Below are 16154 nucleotides of genomic sequence, written 5' to 3' on the forward strand. Positions count from 1 at the left end.
TTCAGTTCCCCTTTCCGTAAAGGCCAAACTGCCTAGAGAATCTGAGATCACCCTCGACAATGTCATGCATGTCTGCGATTCCATGTTGCAGCATGAGGGTGCGCTCAAGGCCCATTCCAAACGCGAACCCGGTGTACTCATTCGGGTCCACGCCGCAAGCGATCAACACGTTGGGGTTGACCATGCCGCAGCCTCCCCATTCGATCCAGCCCGCGCCCCCCTTCTTCTGCGGGAACCAAAGGTCCATCTCTGCGCTGGGTTCCGTGAATGGGAAGAACGAGGGGCGAAGCCGGGTCTTAGCCTCGTCACCAAACATTGCTTTCGCAAAGTGGTCGAGAGTTCCTTTGAGATCGGCCATCGTCAGGCCCTTATCGACCGCCAGTCCCTCTACCTGGTGGAACACTGGAGTGTGCGTCGCATCAAGCGCATCGGAGCGAAAAACTTTACCCGGACATGCAACGTACAGTGGTGCTCCCTTGTCGATGAGCTCACGCGCCTGTACGGGAGAGGTGTGAGTCCGTAGAACCAGGCTCGCACCGTCGGGGGTATCCGCGCCCACGGTCGTTCCGTCGATATAGAGCGTGTCCTGCATCTGACGAGCCGGGTGGTCGGCATCAAAGTTTAGGGCGTCGAAGTTAAACCACTCGTGTTCGATCTCGGGTCCCTCGGCAATCTGCCATCCAAGGGAGACAAAGAAGTCTTCGATCTGCTCGATGACCAGCGAAAGTGGGTGGCGTGCGCCGATCGGGGTGCGCCGAGTTGGCAGTGTTACGTCCACGCCCTCTGACCTGATCGCCTGCCAGCGCTCCTCTTGTTCAAGGGCCAACATCCGGGTGTCGTAGAGTCCCTGCAGTTGCTTTCTCGCGCCCCCGAGATTCTTCCCTGCGCTGGCTCGCTGAGCCGGCTCGAGGGAGCCAATCGATCGGTTCGCAGCAGTCAGAGCGGATCCGTCACCAAAAACGCTCACCTTAGCCTCGCGCAACTCGGCTCTGGAGGCGGCTTCTTCAATTAGTGCTGACGCGCTCTCTACCCAGTTGCTCACCGCGGCTTCATCACACGGATCCAACGTGGTCGCGCCAAGGCCATCCGACTTGGACATCAACTTCCCGTTCACTGATACATCACTTCCGCTCCGCTTGGTGCGGAACCCCTCCACTCTAGTATTCCCTGACCCCGGGGCCGTCCCGAAGCCCATTTGCGTATGGAAGGTGGTAAAGGTCGCACCGGCGACTCATGCGCGGTTACCCATCGGTCTGCGACCTATGCTTGAGGTATGCCGCAGACCAGATCTAACGTAACTCCAATCAAGCAGGGACGAGTCTCGCGGATGCTCCCCGTCCCAGCGCACATTGAGCGTCCCGAGTATATGTTCCATGACGGCCCTGAAGTTGTTACGGCCTCAGACACTAAGTCACCAGAAATCGTTAAAAGGATCCGGCGCGCGGGGAGAATAGCGGCAGAAGCGCTTGAGTTCGCTGGTTCGCTGGTGGAACCAGGGGTTACGACCGATGAGATAGATCGACGGACTCACGAGTTCATTATCGAGCGTGGAGCCTATCCCTCGTGCCTGGGCTACATGGGATATCCAAAGTCGATTTGCACCTCGATCAACGAGGTAATCTGCCATGGGATTCCTGATGACCGTAAGATCGAAGAGGGCGATATCGTCAACGTTGATGTCACGGTCTTCCTAGACGGGGTTCACGGAGATACGTGCGCCATGTTTATCGCCAAAGAGACGTCCGAGGAGAATCGACTGCTTGTCGAACGCACCAAAGAAGCGATGATGCGCGGGATCAAGGCCATTAAGCCGGGACGTCCAGTTAACGTTATCGGACGTGTTATTAGCGCCTATGCAAAACGATTCGGCTACGGAGTCGTGCGGGACTACACCGGACATGGCGTCGGCGAGGCATTCCACTCGGGACTAATCATTCCGCACTATGACGCCGCGCCCGATCACGCAGAGATCATGGAACCGGGTATGGTCTTCACTGTTGAACCGATGTTGACGCTAGGTGGAGTGGACTGGCGCCAATGGGACGACGACTGGACCGTTGTGACAGCAGACGGTTCCATGACTGCACAGTTCGAACACACTATTGTTGTTACCGAGGATGGCGCTGACATCCTCACGCTCCCCTAGCCCAGCAACGCTGGCAACATATTGAGAGGCACGTTCCCAATGACGCGAGTAGGAATCGGGATTGATATTGGTGGGTCCGGCATCAAGGGAGCACTTGTCGACCTTGATGCCGGAGAGTTCATCGGTGAGAGACATCGGATTCCCACACCGACACCTTCTACTCCCAAAGCGGTTGCCAAAACCTGTGTAAAGATCGTTAAGGAACTCGGCGGACCGGAGGATGCTCCCATCGGTATCGCAATGCCAGCACCGATGCGGCACAACATTATTGGCTTCATGGCGAACCTCGACCAGGGATGGGTCGGGAAGGACGCTAAAAAGATCTATGAAAAGCAACTGGGGCGCCCTGTCACTGTCCTAAACGATGCCGATGCGGCCGGTGTTGCCGAGTGCGCTTTTGGAGCAGCGAAGAACGTTATGGGAACCGTCATCGTGACAACGCTGGGAACCGGGATCGGCTCGGCTTTGATCTACAACGGGATTCTGGTTCCAAACACGGAGTTGGGACACCTAGAACTGGACGGTCGGGACGCAGAGACGCACGCCTCGGCCAAGCAGCGCACGAAGTATGACCTGAGTTGGAAGGAATGGGGCGGCCGGCTCGACCGCTACTATAACTTCCTTGAAATGCTATTTTCTCCTGATCGAATCGTCGTCGGTGGTGGGGTTTCAAAGAACCACGAGGAATTCCTGAAGTACATCCAGCTGAAGGATGCCGAGATCGTTCCAGCGGAACTTTTTAACACGGCGGGGATTGTCGGAGCTGCGTACTACGCAGACCAGCAAAGCTAGTCCTCTTCGCGGTAGACTTATTACGGATGAGTTGGCCAGGCGGCCGCGCCCGCGCAATGCGCAGGTGAGGAACGTCCGGGCTCCAGAGGGCATGGTGGTGGCTAACGGCCACCCGGGGTGACCCGAGGGAAAGTGCAACAGAGAGTAGACCGCCGCGTAAGCGGTAAGGGTGAAACGGTGCGGTAAGAGCGCACCAGCGACTCAGGTGACTGAGTCGGCTAGGTAAACCCCACCAGGAGCAAGGTCAAGCAGAAGGCCGGGCGGCCCGCCCAAAGCCTTCGGGTAGACCGCTAGAGTCTTGCGGCAACGCAAGTCCCAGATGAATGGTCGCCACCGACTTCGGTCGGGACAGAACCCGGCGTATCGGCCAACTCGTCCACACTCTTCAGTTTGCGTTGTCCCGTCGGGTTTCCAATCACAACGGGGATTCTCTCGGACCGAAATACGGCGTGTCGCTTCCCTATCGGATTGGAGATCCGTGCGAGGAACGAGGAAAGACTCGAGATGGGGTGCTGGGCGAACTTAGGCGGGACGAGCGCGGACTCAAGCCGGACAAGTGCGGACTCAAGTCGGACAAGCGCGGACTCAAGCGGGACGAGCAATCAGGTAGCCAGTCTCCTCGCTAAACCAGAGTTCGTCAGCAGGAGCTACCGATGCAGAGTCAAGCTCTTCTTGAGATACGGAGACCGGCGAGTTAATCAGCATCCCCTCTTCGAGTCGCAGCACGACGACAGGACCCAACCTCTCGCGAAGTCGTTCATACTCTTCGACAACCTGATCTGGAAGCTCTGCGATAAGTTGCTCACGCTTGGAAACCAGACCAGTCAATTCAGACTTGGGCGCAAGTAACTCGTCCTCTAGCTGATTGCGGGTCCTCTGCTCATCCTGCACCAGCACTTCGATCTGCGCCTTGGCATCGGAGAGCTTGTTCTCGGCTTCCTCCACCTTCTCCATCTGTTCGAGGAGTATGCCCTCAAGTTCATTCTGGCGGTCGCGGATTCTGCCGATCTCGTGCTCGACCGCGCCCATGTCTCGAATCCCGACTTTGCCTGAATCGAGACGTTCTTGCTGCACTGCGCCCCTGGTCTTCACTTTCTCAATCTCACCTTCGAGCTTTGAGAGTTCGCGCTGCTGGTCCTCTATCTGTGCCCCAAGCCCGATTGTGAACCGTTCAAGATCCTCGGCCCTTCCCCTTAGCTCAGCCAACTTCTCACGCGTTGGGTGAATGGCCATCTGATGGCTTAAGCGCGCTGTTTTTAGGTCGAGTTGCTGTAGCTCAAGAAGCGTTGCCTGTTGTATGGCTGATGCTCTCACAGCGCTCCCCCTTTCGTTGGAAGATGCATTGTCCATGGCTCTGTTGGAATGCTACTGACATTAACATTCAATGTAGAACTCGACTCGGCCGCCCTGTTCTTCAGGCGCTCGGCCAATACCGGCAGCCAAGGCCACTCCGTCGCCCAGTGCGAGCCACATACCAGCGCTGGACCCTCATCCTGCAGATGTTCAGAAGCCGGGTGGTGTCTAAGATCCGCCGTTACGTATGCGTCCACCCCCAGTTCTTTGGCGAGGGCAAGAAAAGAATCCCCCGACCCGCCCGAAACTGCGACCTTCTTCACTTGTCGTCCGAGGTCTCCCCCGACTAGCAGGCCGGTTGGTCCCGCCGGAAGCCGACTCGCCACCCGCTTCGCAAACTCGGCCAGGCTGAGTGATTCTCTAAGTTCGCCAACGCGACCGTATCCAACGGCTCGATCCTCCCCTAATAGCTCAAATGGAACGAGTCGTTCCAGACCGAGTAGTGCTCCGAGTGCCTCAGCGACACCCACCGGTGCCACATCCGCGTTTGTATGAGCATTGAAAAGAGCAATGTCTCTGCGGATCAGTTCGGCAACCATTCTGCCCTTGGCATCATCTTCGCTGACAAACGACGTACCCCTCAGATAAAGCGGGTGATGGGTTATCACCATCTGAACTCGGAGTTCTAAAGCCTGCTCCAGTACCTCTTGGACCGGGTCAACAGCCAATAGGACGCTCTCTACCTCCGCGTTTCTACGACCAACGATCAGTCCTACTCGGTCCCACGAGGCGGCACACGCCGGCGGATACCATCGGTCCATCCACGAAGCCACCTCACCCACTGAGAGCATTACTCACCATCCTGTTTGCGGGCCTCACCCGACATCATTGCGTGGTCCACAACACGGCGAAGAGCCGGGAAACCATCTAGCGACAATACTGACTCCAAGTGTCCCTGAACTGAAGCAACTCCGGTTCCGGTGAGTGAATGAACGATATCGGAATCAGGTTCTGAGTGCGCTACGAGGCCCAGTTCGGGGGTCTTGGTCCCATCAGCCGCTCGCGCCGCAAAGGTGTTGTAGAAGCCGATAAGCGATGGCTCACCGAAAAGGGTGACCTGGACTGGCTGACCCTGTCGTGGAACGGGGAGCGGCTCGACTGGAAGGCCCGCCATCAAGCTCAGGATCTGGTGACTCAGACAGACCGCTACCATCGGCAGAGCGGATTCGATTCTGGAAGCAATGAGTTCACTAACTCGGACAATGCGTCGATCATTCCGGTCCGAAGGATCTCCGGGGCCGGGACCGAAAACAACTAGATCCTCCCCGGGATTATCTTCGACTTGGTCCCACGGCAGGATTCTTGCATTGAGACCAAGGTGACGGAGTTGGTGCGCGAGCATCGTGGTGAACTCGTCGCCGCAGTCGATGACAAGGGCTGTTCCGCTGAGTTTTGCCGTTTCCGGTGCTTGGGAGGCGGTCTGCTCGTCCCTCCAGAATGGTGCCAGGTCGCGATTTCTTGCAGCGAGAGCAACCGTGACTCTCGGGTCCTCAACAAGCTGTTTGTGATGTTCCCTGGGAGGCAATGATTTTGACTCAAGTAGACCCAGGGCAGTTAGTACTCCCGATGCCTTCACTTTGGTCTCGAGTACCTCACCAGCGGGATCAGAGTGGCGAACCAACGTAGCTCCGGCACCGACCTTAATGTCGCCATTGGCGCTTACCTCAGCTGTTCGAATCATGATCGGGGCGTCCAGCTCATATCTAGCGCCGTCTGGCCTGAAGTGAGCCAACACTCCCGAATAATAGCCACGTCCAGAAGTCTCGTGACGGGCAATCACTGTGCAGGCATTTCCCATCGGGGACCCAGTCACCGTGGGAGCGAACATTGTCAAGCGGAGTATCTCCCGTACGTCGAGATCGGACTGGCCCTCAAGTAGATACTCGGTGTGCGTGACCCGTGACATCGGCTTAAGGAATGGGCCTCTCATTACTCCGCCAGTTGGGCAGACGGCACTCATCATTTTGAGTTCCTCATCCACCACCATCACCAGTTCCTCGCTCTCCTTACGATCAGCAAGGAACGCAAGGAGGTCTTCCGTAGTGGAGGCTGTACCGCCATGCCGGAAAGTACCCGAAATGGGGTTCATGAGCACGGTTCCGCCCTTGGCAGAGACGTGTCGCTCGGGAGAGGCCCCAACCAGGGCCATCTCCGGCGTGATGAACGCAAAGGTCCAGTACGCCCCTTGCTCTCCGGCCAGCAGTCGGCGCAACCATGATAGAGAAGCACTTCGGAAGGGCGAATCAGTGCGTGCTCGGTAGTCCCGTCGGATCACAAAGTTGGCTCCTTCGCCGCGGCCAATCTCACCCTCGATGACCCTCTCAACCTGTTTCGCATACTCCTCGTCGTCTGTGGAAAAGCCTAGGTCCTCAACCTCGGGACTATCCTGCGGCAGAACCCCGATCAGTGTGGTCAACGGGATCTTCCAGTGTTTCTCCACAGTCAGGTACTGCAGCGCGGCATCATCGTCGATTGCATCGAACCCCCGCTCGCGAATCTGCCGGTACGGTACGGCCGCAATGACCTCGTCCCCCTCCAGAGGGATCTCTCGAAGGAGCGACGCGCTGCCAAGCCTTCCGGTGTAGACATCAACTTCGGGTTCGTTCTCACGTCGGATAACTGCCACCGGCCAGGACGAACGTCCGCTAAGAACCGTCGCGAGGTCGTCTGTAAGCATGGCTGGTTGCGTCATCTGTTGCTCCGATTCAGGTTTTCAACCTCACCAGAGTATCGCCCAACGAGGAGCTAGCGCGCCGCGGTTCGCAGTAGCAGCACTTTTCCACATGGCCCTCCTATAGCCTGCGTCCACAGCAGCGCGGTCAATCGGTCGCATTTCCGGCTCGTTTCCTGTTCGATAACAGTCCCCGAGCAAATTAGGAGCGAATCGATATGACACTCACCGTCACCCTTCCCAATGGCCCAGCGCGTCCAAAACCCGCAAACCAGTCTTCTGGGTCAATCCCTGAAGGAGTTCACATCACCTTTCCTTCTTTGCGGCACCCCCCAGCGACCCTTGTCGGATCCGACGGAAAACGTCGTCCTGCCTGGGTCGGAACAGATCCTGTCCTCCTTGACTACTACGACACCGAGTGGGGGGTACCGCTAACCGACGAAGACGATCTATTTGAGATCCTCTGTCTCTTGGTCTTCCAGGCCGGACTCCGCTGGAAGACAATCCTCACCCGACGGACCGTTCTCCGCGCTGCCTTTGGAGGGTTCTCTCCGGACCTACTAGCGTCGTGGGGTCAGGAAGATATCGAGCGACTCATGTGTGACACCGCCGTGATTCGTAACCGCAGAAAAATCGAATCTACACTGACAAATGCACGCGCAACCGTCAGACTTAGGAACGAGGGGGGTTTAGCAAGTTTGGTGTGGTCGCATCAACCAGATACCTCGCCGCCGCCTCTACACCATGATGATCTCCCGCCGTCGATACCAGAGTCAGAGGATCTGGCGAATGACCTGAGAAATCACGGGTTCGCCGCCGTTGGCCCGAAGAGTTGTTATGCGCTGATGCAGGCGGCGGGAATCGTCGATACGAATCCTCTTGAGGCGTACAGGCGCGGAGACAGCGGCTTGTGGCAACCAGACGGGAGACGTCGAGCTACTCGGACTCAAGCTGCCTAAACATGACATCCTGGCCGAGTCGCTTTTGCATGACGTCGAATGCTTCGGGGTTTTGATCGATGAGGACGAACTTACGATCGAGCTGAAAGGCCACGGCTCCTGTAGTTCCGGAACCGGCGAAGAAGTCAAGTACCCAATCGCCCGGACGGCTACTGGCCTGGATTATTCGCCTTAGAATTCCCTCGGGTTTCTGGGTCGGGTATCCGGTCTTTTCTCGGCCCGTCGGCGAAACGATGGTATGCCACCAGACATCAGTGGGAAGTTTTCCACGGGCAGCCTTCTCTGGCGTCACTAGCCCCGGCGCCATGTACGGCTCACGATCTACTGTCTCAGAGTCAAAGAAATAGCGGCCTGGATTCTTCACATACACCAGGATCGTGTCGTGCTTCGCCGGCCATTTCCTCTTTGCTTTACCGCCATAGTCGTAAGCCCAGATAATCTCGTTAAGAAAGCACTCTCTTCCGAACAGCCCATCTAGTAGAACCTTGGCATAGTGCACTTCGCGGTAGTCGAGATGCAGGTAGAGAGTTCCGGATTCGTCGAGTAGCCGCCATGCCTGTTCCAAGCGAGGTTCGAGGAAATTCCAGTAATCGGCAAATGCGTCATCGTAGCTTCGCGTTGCCTCACGGATACTCTGATACTTTTTCCCTTGGAAACCGACGCGGGAACCGTCCTCGGAGCGAACCGTCTTTAGCGTCGCACGCCTCTGTGTACGTCCCGTATTAAACGGAGGATCGATGTAGATCAGCTGAAAGAGACCCGAATCGAACTGAGGCAACACCTCCATGTTGTCTCCGAGAATTACCGTGCTTTGAGACAAAGGGTTTGACTTCGCACTAAGATCCACCGCTCAAGGTTATCGGCAAAGCCGGGTTTCGCAATTATGGCGTGACGAAACTCGGGACTCATTCAAATACAGAACGTTTGATATGTCGAGCATCCGCGGCCTTGAAAGCGCCTCATGATTGGCCTTCGGGGCAGCGGCGAACGATGGATTCTCATGTGTCTGAATTCCCTCTGAAAACCTGGTAGACCGTAGGTACATAAAGAGGTTCCTATCCACATGGAGGCACTGTGAAAACCATTGACGCGGACGTCGTGGTAATCGGTGGAGGATCAACTGGAGCGGGCGTAGTTCGCGACGCTGCGATGCGCGGCTACAAGACAGTCTTGATTGAGAGGGCTGACCTGGCTCAGGGAACATCCGGCCGGTTCCATGGTCTGTTGCATTCGGGCGGCCGGTATGTGGTTTCGGACCCGGAATCAGCGACCGAATGCGCCGAAGAAAACGTTATTCTCAAACGTATTCAAGCCGACGCGATTGAGGCGACCGGAGGACTGTTCGTCACAACGTCAGCCGACTCAGAGGATTTTGCCGATGGCTACGAGGAGGCTTGCGTCAACGCGAGGGTACCCGTCGAGGAAATCAGTCTTCGTGAAGCCTTCAAACGCGAGCCGCTACTTGATCCCGGCCTCAAAAGAGCCTTTGCGGTCGAAGATGGGACCGTCGACGGATGGAAGTTGGTCTGGGGAGCAGCTCGAAGTGCAGAACTGTACGGTGCGACTATTCTGACCTATCACTCGGTGACCAAAATCGATCACAAGGACGGCCAGGTTTCCGCCGTGTACTGCTTAGACCGAAGAACTGGAGAAACGGTCAGGGTTGGCTGCTCCTTTGTTCTCAGTTGCGCAGGCCCCTGGGGCGGAGAGATCGCCGCTATGGCTGGATGTCATGACGTTGAAGTAGTCCCCGGAGCCGGCATCATGATCGCAATGAATCACCGCCTGACGCAATCGGTGTTGAACCGTTGCATCTATCCAGCAGATGGAGACATTCTGGTGCCCGCGCACCCCGTGTGCATTATCGGCACCACGGATCACAAGGCTGGAAACGCAGACATTCTGCCGATCCCCCAGGACCAGGTTCAGCAAATGCTTGATGCTGGCGAAGAGATGATCCCCGGATTTAGGAAGTCCAGGGCAATCCACGCCTGGGCCGGTGCGCGACCACTGGTGAAGGACTCGCGTGTCTCCGCTGAAGACACGCGCCACATGGCCCGAGGAATGCAGATCATCGATCACAAAGAGCGCGACGGTGTCAGCGGTTTCCTCACCATCGCGGGTGGCAAGCTAACAACGTATCGATTGATGGCAGAGCGCATTGTGGACGCAATGTGCGAACAGATGGGCGACAAACGCGAGTGTCGTACCGCAGACGAGGCCGTTCCGGGCTCCACCGATCACCGGCTTTACACCCTGGATCGTCGACTAAACCAAGTTGAAACTGAGACCGAGGCTCCGTCGGGCCAGCAAATCATTTGCGAATGTGAGCTAGTAACTCGCAAGAAGCTACTCGAAGTGATGGATGGACTGACTGACTTCAATCTTGACGATGTCCGTCGACAGGTGCGTCTTGGAATGGGACCGTGTCAGGGCGGTTTCTGCAGCAGTCGAGCCGCCGGCATTGCACACGAGCTGGAGAATGTTGATGCCGAGCGAGCCTCCGAGTTGCTCCGTAACTTCCTAAAAAATCGCTGGATTGGACTTTGGCCGATTCTCTATGGCCAACAGGTCAGACAAACCGCCCTGGACAGCTGGATATTCCTGGGAACCCTAGATCTTGAGCACCTGCCAGAACCCGCGACGGAGGTCATCTAATGCGCGATGTAGTCGTAATCGGTGCAGGACTTGCAGGACTCACCGCAGCAACCCGCCTTATGCAGCAGGGGAAGTCCGTTGCTTTGGTGAGTAAAGGTATCGGTGGCATACAGCTGGGCCAGGGAACAATCGACTTCCTCGGTTACACTCCTGATCTGATCCACGATCCGATCGAAGGAATCAATCAGACGGTTGACGACTCCCATCCGTACTTTCATTTCTCGGCCGACGATGCCGCCTCTGCCGCCGAATGGATCCGCGATCTCATGGGAAATGACCTGCTAGTCGGTGACGGACACAAGAACTACCGTCTACCAACAGCCTTGGGTTCACTTCGGCCTACGGCTCTCCCCCAGCCCTCAATGGTCTTCGGTGAACCCTCAGGTCGAAAGATCGTTCTGGTCGGATTTGATCGGCTCAAGGACTTTTATCCCGATCTTGCCGCCGAAAACCTGAGACGTCAGACCAATCCCGACGGTACACCCATTAAGGCTCGGGCCATTCACGTTGACCTTGAGGTCAGAGAAGGCGAGGTTGACTCGTCCGCGGTTCAGTTCGCCCGAGCACTTGACTCACCCGATGTTCAAGAAGAGCTCTGTAGGCTGGTGAAACCGCACCTTCTTGACGGTGAAGTCGTCGGTTTCCCAGCAGTTCTGGGCCTTGCCGACACAAATGCCTGGAAACGGATTTCGCAGCGACTGGACCATGACGTGTTTGAGGTTGTGATCCAGCCCCCGTCGGTTCCCGGCATGCGGCTCAACGAACGGTTTACTCGTCTGGTCAAGTCGGGAATGAAAGACCCGGGCGCGATCCACTCAATTCCGGATGAGACGGGAGTTCTCGCCTCGCGCTCCCGATTCATCCTGGGAGGTCACGTTATCGGATTCGACACTGACGATGATCGAGTTACCTCCGTTACCGTTGCAAGCGCGGGACACCCCACAACCATCCAGGCAAAAGAGTTTGTCCTAGCAACAGGAGGATTCGAGGCCGGATCGCTGGCAATGGACTCACATGGCACGGTCAGCGAGACTCTGTTCGACCTTCCCCTTCACGGGGTCACCGACGAGATGATCAACGGCGACTATTGGGGAGAACAACCTCTATTCAGGGTCGGTCTCAAGGTTGACGAGCAGATGCGCCCGCTCGATACTACGGGTCAGGCGGTCTACTCAAACCTCAGGGCCGCCGGAGGTCTTATTGGGGGAGCGAACAGATGGCGCGAGAAGTCCGGCGACGGAATAGCGCTATTGACGGGTCTTCGCGCTGCCGACTCTATTGTTTCCGCAGGTGCCATTGATTCAGAGGAAGGGAGCAAGAAATGAGCCTCCTAGTCGAAACCCCTTCGATTGACGATGAAACGCTTCGTCCACTCCCGGTTCATGACAGTGCTGAGATCATTGATCTTGAGCATCTCAAGATCAGGGGAACGCTGGACGCATGCGTTAAATGCACAATCTGTGAAACCCAGTGTCCGGTTGCTAGAGTCACTCCACTCTTCAGCGGGCCGAAGTTTGTCGGCCCGCAGGCTGAGAGATTCCGCGGCGCGAGCTCCATTTCGGTGGACCATTCGATCGACTACTGTTCCTCGTGCGGCACCTGCACTACGGTGTGCCCGCAAGGGGTAAAGGTTGCAGAGATCAACCACCACGCCCGAACCGCTATGAAACAACAGCAGGGCATTCCCCTCAGGGATCGCCTCATTTCGAGGACAACCTTCATGGGGGCAGTCATGACCCCTGTCGCTCCGATAGCGAATTGGGCCCTGAGACAGGACTGGATTCGTGTCATCGTCGAAAAGGTGATCGGGATTGCTCGCAACGCGCCGATGCCTGTCGCTCAGCGGCAGACCTTCGACGGCTGGTTCAAGCGACACACCCCGCACCCCAACTCCGGCACCAAGGGACAGGTCATCTTCTTCCATGGATGCGCGGGCGAGTATTTCGAAGTCGAAACCTCGATTAAGTCGGTGGAACTGCTTGAGTTCCTCGGGTACGAGGTGCTCAATCCAAAGCATGGCTGCTGTGGGTTGGCGCTCCAGTCAAACGGCCTCTACGACGATGCCCGAAAGTACGTTTCCAAGCTCACGGCTGACCTCCGGAGCGTCAATAGAGACGCGCCGATCGTCACGGCCTCGGGTTCTTGTGGCGGCGAACTACGGCACGAGGCGCATGAGATCCTCGGCATGGATGACGAAGCGCTAAAAGACGTCTCCTTCCGCACGTGGGACATCTGTGAGTTCATCATGGATCTTGAGGAACGAGGCGAGCTTCCTGAGAGGACCCGAAGCTTCGAGGCAACGATTCCCTACCATGCGCCTTGCCAGCTAAAGAGCACGGGAATGGGAATGCCCGCAGTCAACATGATGGAGCTAGTCCCCGGAGTAACGGTTATCGAGTCAGAGCAACCCTGCTGCGGAATTGCAGGCACCTACGGTCTGAAAAAAGAGAAGTACGAGATCGCTCAGGCCGTCGGAAAGCCAGTGTTTGACTTCATCAAACGGGTTAACCCTGAGATCGCTGCCTGTGACACTGAGACTTGTCGCTGGCAACTGCGAACCGCTACCGGGGCGAATGTGGTTCATCCGATCTGGCTACTCCACCGCGCCTACGGACTCTAGAGTCTCGCCCCCATCTTGGAGAAAAACGAGAGTACCCACGGGAGCGCAGACTCCCGTGGGTCCGATTCCTCAGTTGAGCCAGTCTTCCGCGTTTACCGAGGCGACAAACCGTAGAAAGGCGTTTTTACCCTCATCTGTTTGCTTGTAAACTCCGGCGTGCTCAAGAACGGTGGCAAAGGCTTCACCGACCTTTTGCTCAACAATCCCCTGGGCGATCCCATTAGCATTCTTGGGGTCCGCTAATGCAGCGTCCCGAACTTCTTCTGCAAAGCTCTCCGCCCACTCGGCGTGCTTTTCCGTAAGCTCACTTTTCCGAAGATCTTCACCTGAGACCAGCGCTCTCGAGGTCTCCCGGAGTTCCTCCGCCAAACGTGAGGGAAGAACCGCGAGTCCCATAACCTCGATAAGTCCGATGTTTTCTTTCTTGAGATGGTGGAGTTCCTGATGCGGGTGAAAAACGCCCATTGGGTGCTCTTCGGTAGTGATGTTATTTCTCAGCACCAAATCCAGCTCAAAGTCTCTCCCCCTCCGTCTTGCGATCGGAGTGATCGTATTATGGGGTTCACCATCCGTCTCGGCGAAAACAAAAGAATCCTCGTCGGAGTAATCTCGCCACTTTGTAAGGATCCGATCTGCTAGCGTGACCAGATCTTCGGGCGAGGAAGAGGTAAGTCGTAATACCGACATCGGCCACTCCACGATGCCCGCACGCACCTCGGGGAACCCGGAAAACGAGACCGGGACGGCGATGGGTGCCCTCTCCATAGCGAACTCAAAACGGCCGCCCTGGAAGTGATCATGAGCGAGGATTGAGCCACCAACTATCGGAAGGTCAGCATTCGACCCCACAAAGTACTCCGGAAACTGGTCAACGAAGTCCAATAGTTTACCGAAGGCAGCCCGATCAATCTTCATCGGTGTGTGTTCCCGGTTGAAGACGATGCAGTGTTCGTTGTAGTAGACGTAGGGCGAGTATTGGATGAACCAGGGTGCGCCGTTGATGGTTACGGGAGCGACTCGATGATTTTGCCGTGCCGGGTGGTTGGCACGCCCCGCATAGCCCTCGTTCTCAGCACAGAGCAGACATTGCGGATAGTCACCGGCGGGAAGGTCCCGCGCCGCCGCGATCGCGCGAGGGTCCTTCTCCGGCTTTGCCATGTTAATCGTTATGTCCAAATCGCCATACTTCGTTGCGGCTACCCAGCGTAGATCGCGGGCCATTCGGTCTCGGCGAATGTAGTTGGTGTCCTGACTCAACTGGTACAGCCAGTTCGTCGCAGAGGCAGGATCGGAGTCCCGTAGCGCTGCGAACTGAACTCTTACCTCACGCGGCGGAGGCGTCAGGCGTCCCATTATTGCCGTATCGAGCAGGTCTCGGAAGACCACAGAATTCGCTTCGATGAGACCCCGATGCGTTGCATCGTCGAGTAGCGCGTCCAAGATCTCCGGTAGCTCCTGATCACCGACCTTTTGGGTATCCGTTCTCTCGGGCCTGGTGAAGGAGTCGATATGGAGTACCTCCAGCACTTGGTTCTGCGCCCAGATACGATCCTCTTCTTCGATCAGTCCTCGCTGAATCGCATAGTCGACCAGCTTCGAGACTTGCGGACTCATTTCAGCCACAGTCGTTTCCTCGTTCTTTAGCTATCGATTACCAGGCCCTACTCGGCGATGAAGGCACCACCGACAGGTCGTACCGTCACCACGGAACAGCTTCCGCGGCCCAGAACAGCCTCAATACGCGACTTGAATGTCTCAGCGTCCTCGGCGGGGACGTATGCCTGGACAGTGCCCGCGAATCCCCCTCCGTGAACGCGAACCGCGCCGCTTCCACCTAACAACTGGTCAGCTAGTGCACTTGTCAGGACAACAGACTGGTCGGCAGATGCCTCGCTCCTGAGGTTTTGCAGATAGAGGCCCGAGGACCGTCCTGACTCTTCGACGTACTTCAGGAAGTCATCGAAACGCCCCTCCGAGAGGGCAGCAACCTGCTCGCCTACCCGAGCATTATCTCCAAAGAAATGGGCGGCTCGAGCTGCCGCGCGATCGCCAATAGACTCACGCACCCCGGAAAGATTTTCCCAAAACTCCTCCGGGTTCACGTCCCGCAGGTACTCCTTCTTGAAGTACCTGGCGACCGCACGCATCTCTCTGGTGATATCTGCGTAGTCTTCAGTCAGATCGGCGTGATCGGCGCCCGAATCAACGATGCACATAACGTATCCGGAACTCGCCAGGTCAAAGTGGACCTCGGTGATTGCCGGTTCGTTCGGATCAGCGAAGTCGATGCCGATGATTCCTCCGATGGAACAAGCCATCTGATCCATCAACCCACTTGGCTTGCCGAAATAGACGTTCTCCGCATATTTGCCAATCTTCGCGATCTCAACCGGACTGAGTTCATCGTTGCAGAAGAGATGCGACAGGACATTTCCAATGAGAACCTCGAATGCGGCCGAGGATGAGAGGCCCGATCCACCCGGAACCCCCGACAAAGTGAGAATCGTTGCGCCCTCAAGCGAGTATCCCCGATCGACGAGATTCCTGGCGATACCGCGGACCAAGGCAATTGATTTTCCCTCTTCCTCAGGTTTCGGCTCCAAGTCGTCTAGGTCAACGACGTCCTCGGGATACTGCGTAGAAGTTACCCGAATAATCCGAGTTCCGTTTGGTGCGGCAACCGCAACAGTCTCCATGTCAACCGAGGCCGCCAGCACTCGCCCGTGCTGATGATCGGTATGGTTTCCGCCCATCTCGGTGCGTCCGGCCGCGGTGTAGAGGGACGGAGTAAGCTCCGGGTGATCGGACGTGAACTCATCCAGTAGCGAACCGAGCTTAATCCTGGCTTGCGCAACGGCTCTATCAGTTACATAGATCTGTGCAAGTCTTCCGTCCAGGTCACCGCCATCTAGGCGCGCAGCAAGCGTCTTGGTCATTCTTGTTCCTAAGCGTATG

Annotated in this window: 13 protein-coding genes and 1 other RNA gene; 7 read left to right on the forward strand and 7 right to left on the reverse strand. The window is 56.8% G+C overall.

Annotated features, from left to right (window positions below; genetic code table 11):
- Nucleotide 1: 1 nt before the first annotated feature.
- Complete coding sequence (pheS, locus tag U6G28_10150; protein ID WRS31233.1) at nt 2-1099, reverse strand: phenylalanine--tRNA ligase subunit alpha; 1098 nt, start codon at nt 1097-1099, stop codon at nt 2-4.
- A gap of 228 nt (nt 1100-1327) precedes the next feature.
- On the opposite strand from pheS, the gene map reads away from it, so the two are divergent.
- From map to rnpB, 3 genes are all read left to right on the forward strand, one after another.
- Nucleotides 1328-2146, forward strand: coding sequence for a type I methionyl aminopeptidase (gene map, locus U6G28_10155; GenBank protein WRS31234.1), 819 nt, complete (start codon nt 1328-1330; stop codon nt 2144-2146).
- A 39-nt stretch (nt 2147-2185) separates the two neighbouring features.
- Nucleotides 2186-2938 (forward strand): ROK family protein, encoded by a 753-nt coding sequence (locus U6G28_10160; protein ID WRS29867.1) that lies wholly within the window; start codon nt 2186-2188, stop codon nt 2936-2938.
- Between the two features lie 27 nt (nt 2939-2965).
- Nucleotides 2966-3317: RNase P RNA component class A (gene rnpB / locus U6G28_10165), an RNA gene on the forward strand.
- 206 nt (nt 3318-3523) lie between these two features.
- On the opposite strand, the gene U6G28_10170 is transcribed toward rnpB, so the two are convergent.
- Genes U6G28_10170 through U6G28_10180 form a run of 3 tightly spaced genes read right to left on the reverse strand, consistent with a single transcriptional unit; the run spans nt 3524 to nt 6983 of the window.
- Complete coding sequence (locus U6G28_10170; GenBank protein ID WRS29868.1) at nt 3524-4252, reverse strand: hypothetical protein; 729 nt, start codon at nt 4250-4252, stop codon at nt 3524-3526.
- On the reverse strand, nt 4249-5082 hold the full coding sequence (locus U6G28_10175; GenBank protein WRS29869.1) for a Nif3-like dinuclear metal center hexameric protein: 834 nt from the start codon (nt 5080-5082) through the stop codon (nt 4249-4251). The genes U6G28_10170 and U6G28_10175 overlap by 4 nt, the downstream gene beginning before the upstream one ends.
- Nucleotides 5082-6983 carry an anthranilate synthase family protein gene (locus U6G28_10180; GenBank protein WRS29870.1) on the reverse strand — a complete coding sequence of 634 codons (1902 nt, stop codon included), beginning with the start codon at nt 6981-6983 and terminating at the stop codon, nt 5082-5084. Before U6G28_10180 ends, U6G28_10175 begins: the two co-directional genes overlap by 1 nt.
- Before the next feature lie 197 nt (nt 6984-7180).
- Between U6G28_10180 and U6G28_10185 the strand changes: the two genes are divergently transcribed.
- Nucleotides 7181-7921, forward strand: a complete 741-nt coding sequence (locus U6G28_10185) for a DNA-3-methyladenine glycosylase I (protein ID WRS29871.1) — start codon at nt 7181-7183, stop codon at nt 7919-7921.
- Here U6G28_10185 and U6G28_10190 read toward each other — a convergent pair.
- The gene (locus U6G28_10190; GenBank protein ID WRS31235.1) at nt 7899-8708 is read right to left on the reverse strand and encodes a site-specific DNA-methyltransferase; all 810 of its coding nucleotides are present in this window, start codon (nt 8706-8708) and stop codon (nt 7899-7901) included. The genes U6G28_10185 and U6G28_10190 overlap by 23 nt on opposite strands.
- 287 nt (nt 8709-8995) lie before the next feature.
- Between U6G28_10190 and glpA the strand changes: the two genes are divergently transcribed.
- Genes glpA through U6G28_10205 form a run of 3 tightly spaced genes read left to right on the forward strand, consistent with a single transcriptional unit; the run spans nt 8996 to nt 13199 of the window.
- The gene (gene glpA, locus U6G28_10195) at nt 8996-10579 is read left to right on the forward strand and encodes an anaerobic glycerol-3-phosphate dehydrogenase subunit GlpA (GenBank protein WRS29872.1); all 1584 of its coding nucleotides are present in this window, start codon (nt 8996-8998) and stop codon (nt 10577-10579) included.
- Entirely contained in the window at nt 10579-11904 is a 1326-nt protein-coding gene (gene glpB, locus U6G28_10200) for a glycerol-3-phosphate dehydrogenase subunit GlpB (protein ID WRS29873.1), read from the forward strand. The genes glpA and glpB overlap by 1 nt, the downstream gene beginning before the upstream one ends.
- The gene (locus U6G28_10205; protein ID WRS29874.1) at nt 11901-13199 is read left to right on the forward strand and encodes an anaerobic glycerol-3-phosphate dehydrogenase subunit C; all 1299 of its coding nucleotides are present in this window, start codon (nt 11901-11903) and stop codon (nt 13197-13199) included. The genes glpB and U6G28_10205 overlap by 4 nt, the downstream gene beginning before the upstream one ends.
- A 69-nt stretch (nt 13200-13268) precedes the next feature.
- Here U6G28_10205 and U6G28_10210 read toward each other — a convergent pair whose 3' ends face one another.
- On the reverse strand, nt 13269-14813 hold the full coding sequence (locus U6G28_10210) for a UDP-glucose--hexose-1-phosphate uridylyltransferase (protein ID WRS31236.1): 1545 nt from the start codon (nt 14811-14813) through the stop codon (nt 13269-13271).
- A 47-nt stretch (nt 14814-14860) separates the two neighbouring features.
- Nucleotides 14861-16135, reverse strand: coding sequence for a galactokinase family protein (locus U6G28_10215; GenBank protein WRS29875.1), 1275 nt, complete (start codon nt 16133-16135; stop codon nt 14861-14863).
- Nucleotides 16136-16154 lie beyond the last annotated feature (19 nt).

It is taken from the genome of Actinomycetaceae bacterium MB13-C1-2 (genome assembly GCA_035621235.1).
Classification (GTDB): domain Bacteria; phylum Actinomycetota; class Actinomycetes; order Actinomycetales; family Actinomycetaceae; genus Scrofimicrobium.

Excerpts from the sequence above, each read along its gene's own strand:
- pheS (WRS31233.1), bottom strand. The coding sequence starts at position 1,099 with ATGTCCAAGTCGGATGGCCTTGGCGCGACCACGTTGGATCCGTGTGAT.
- map (WRS31234.1), top strand. The coding sequence starts at position 1,328 with ATGCTCCCCGTCCCAGCGCACATTGAGCGTCCCGAGTATATGTTCCAT.
- U6G28_10160 (WRS29867.1), top strand. The coding sequence starts at position 2,186 with ATGACGCGAGTAGGAATCGGGATTGATATTGGTGGGTCCGGCATCAAG.
- U6G28_10175 (WRS29869.1), bottom strand. The coding sequence starts at position 5,082 with ATGCTCTCAGTGGGTGAGGTGGCTTCGTGGATGGACCGATGGTATCCG.
- U6G28_10180 (WRS29870.1), bottom strand. The coding sequence starts at position 6,983 with ATGACGCAACCAGCCATGCTTACAGACGACCTCGCGACGGTTCTTAGC.
- U6G28_10185 (WRS29871.1), top strand. The coding sequence starts at position 7,181 with ATGACACTCACCGTCACCCTTCCCAATGGCCCAGCGCGTCCAAAACCC.
- U6G28_10190 (WRS31235.1), bottom strand. The coding sequence starts at position 8,708 with ATGGAGGTGTTGCCTCAGTTCGATTCGGGTCTCTTTCAGCTGATCTAC.
- glpB (WRS29873.1), top strand. The coding sequence starts at position 10,579 with ATGCGCGATGTAGTCGTAATCGGTGCAGGACTTGCAGGACTCACCGCA.
- U6G28_10205 (WRS29874.1), top strand. The coding sequence starts at position 11,901 with ATGAGCCTCCTAGTCGAAACCCCTTCGATTGACGATGAAACGCTTCGT.
- U6G28_10210 (WRS31236.1), bottom strand. The coding sequence starts at position 14,813 with ATGAGTCCGCAAGTCTCGAAGCTGGTCGACTATGCGATTCAGCGAGGA.
- U6G28_10215 (WRS29875.1), bottom strand. The coding sequence starts at position 16,135 with ATGACCAAGACGCTTGCTGCGCGCCTAGATGGCGGTGACCTGGACGGA.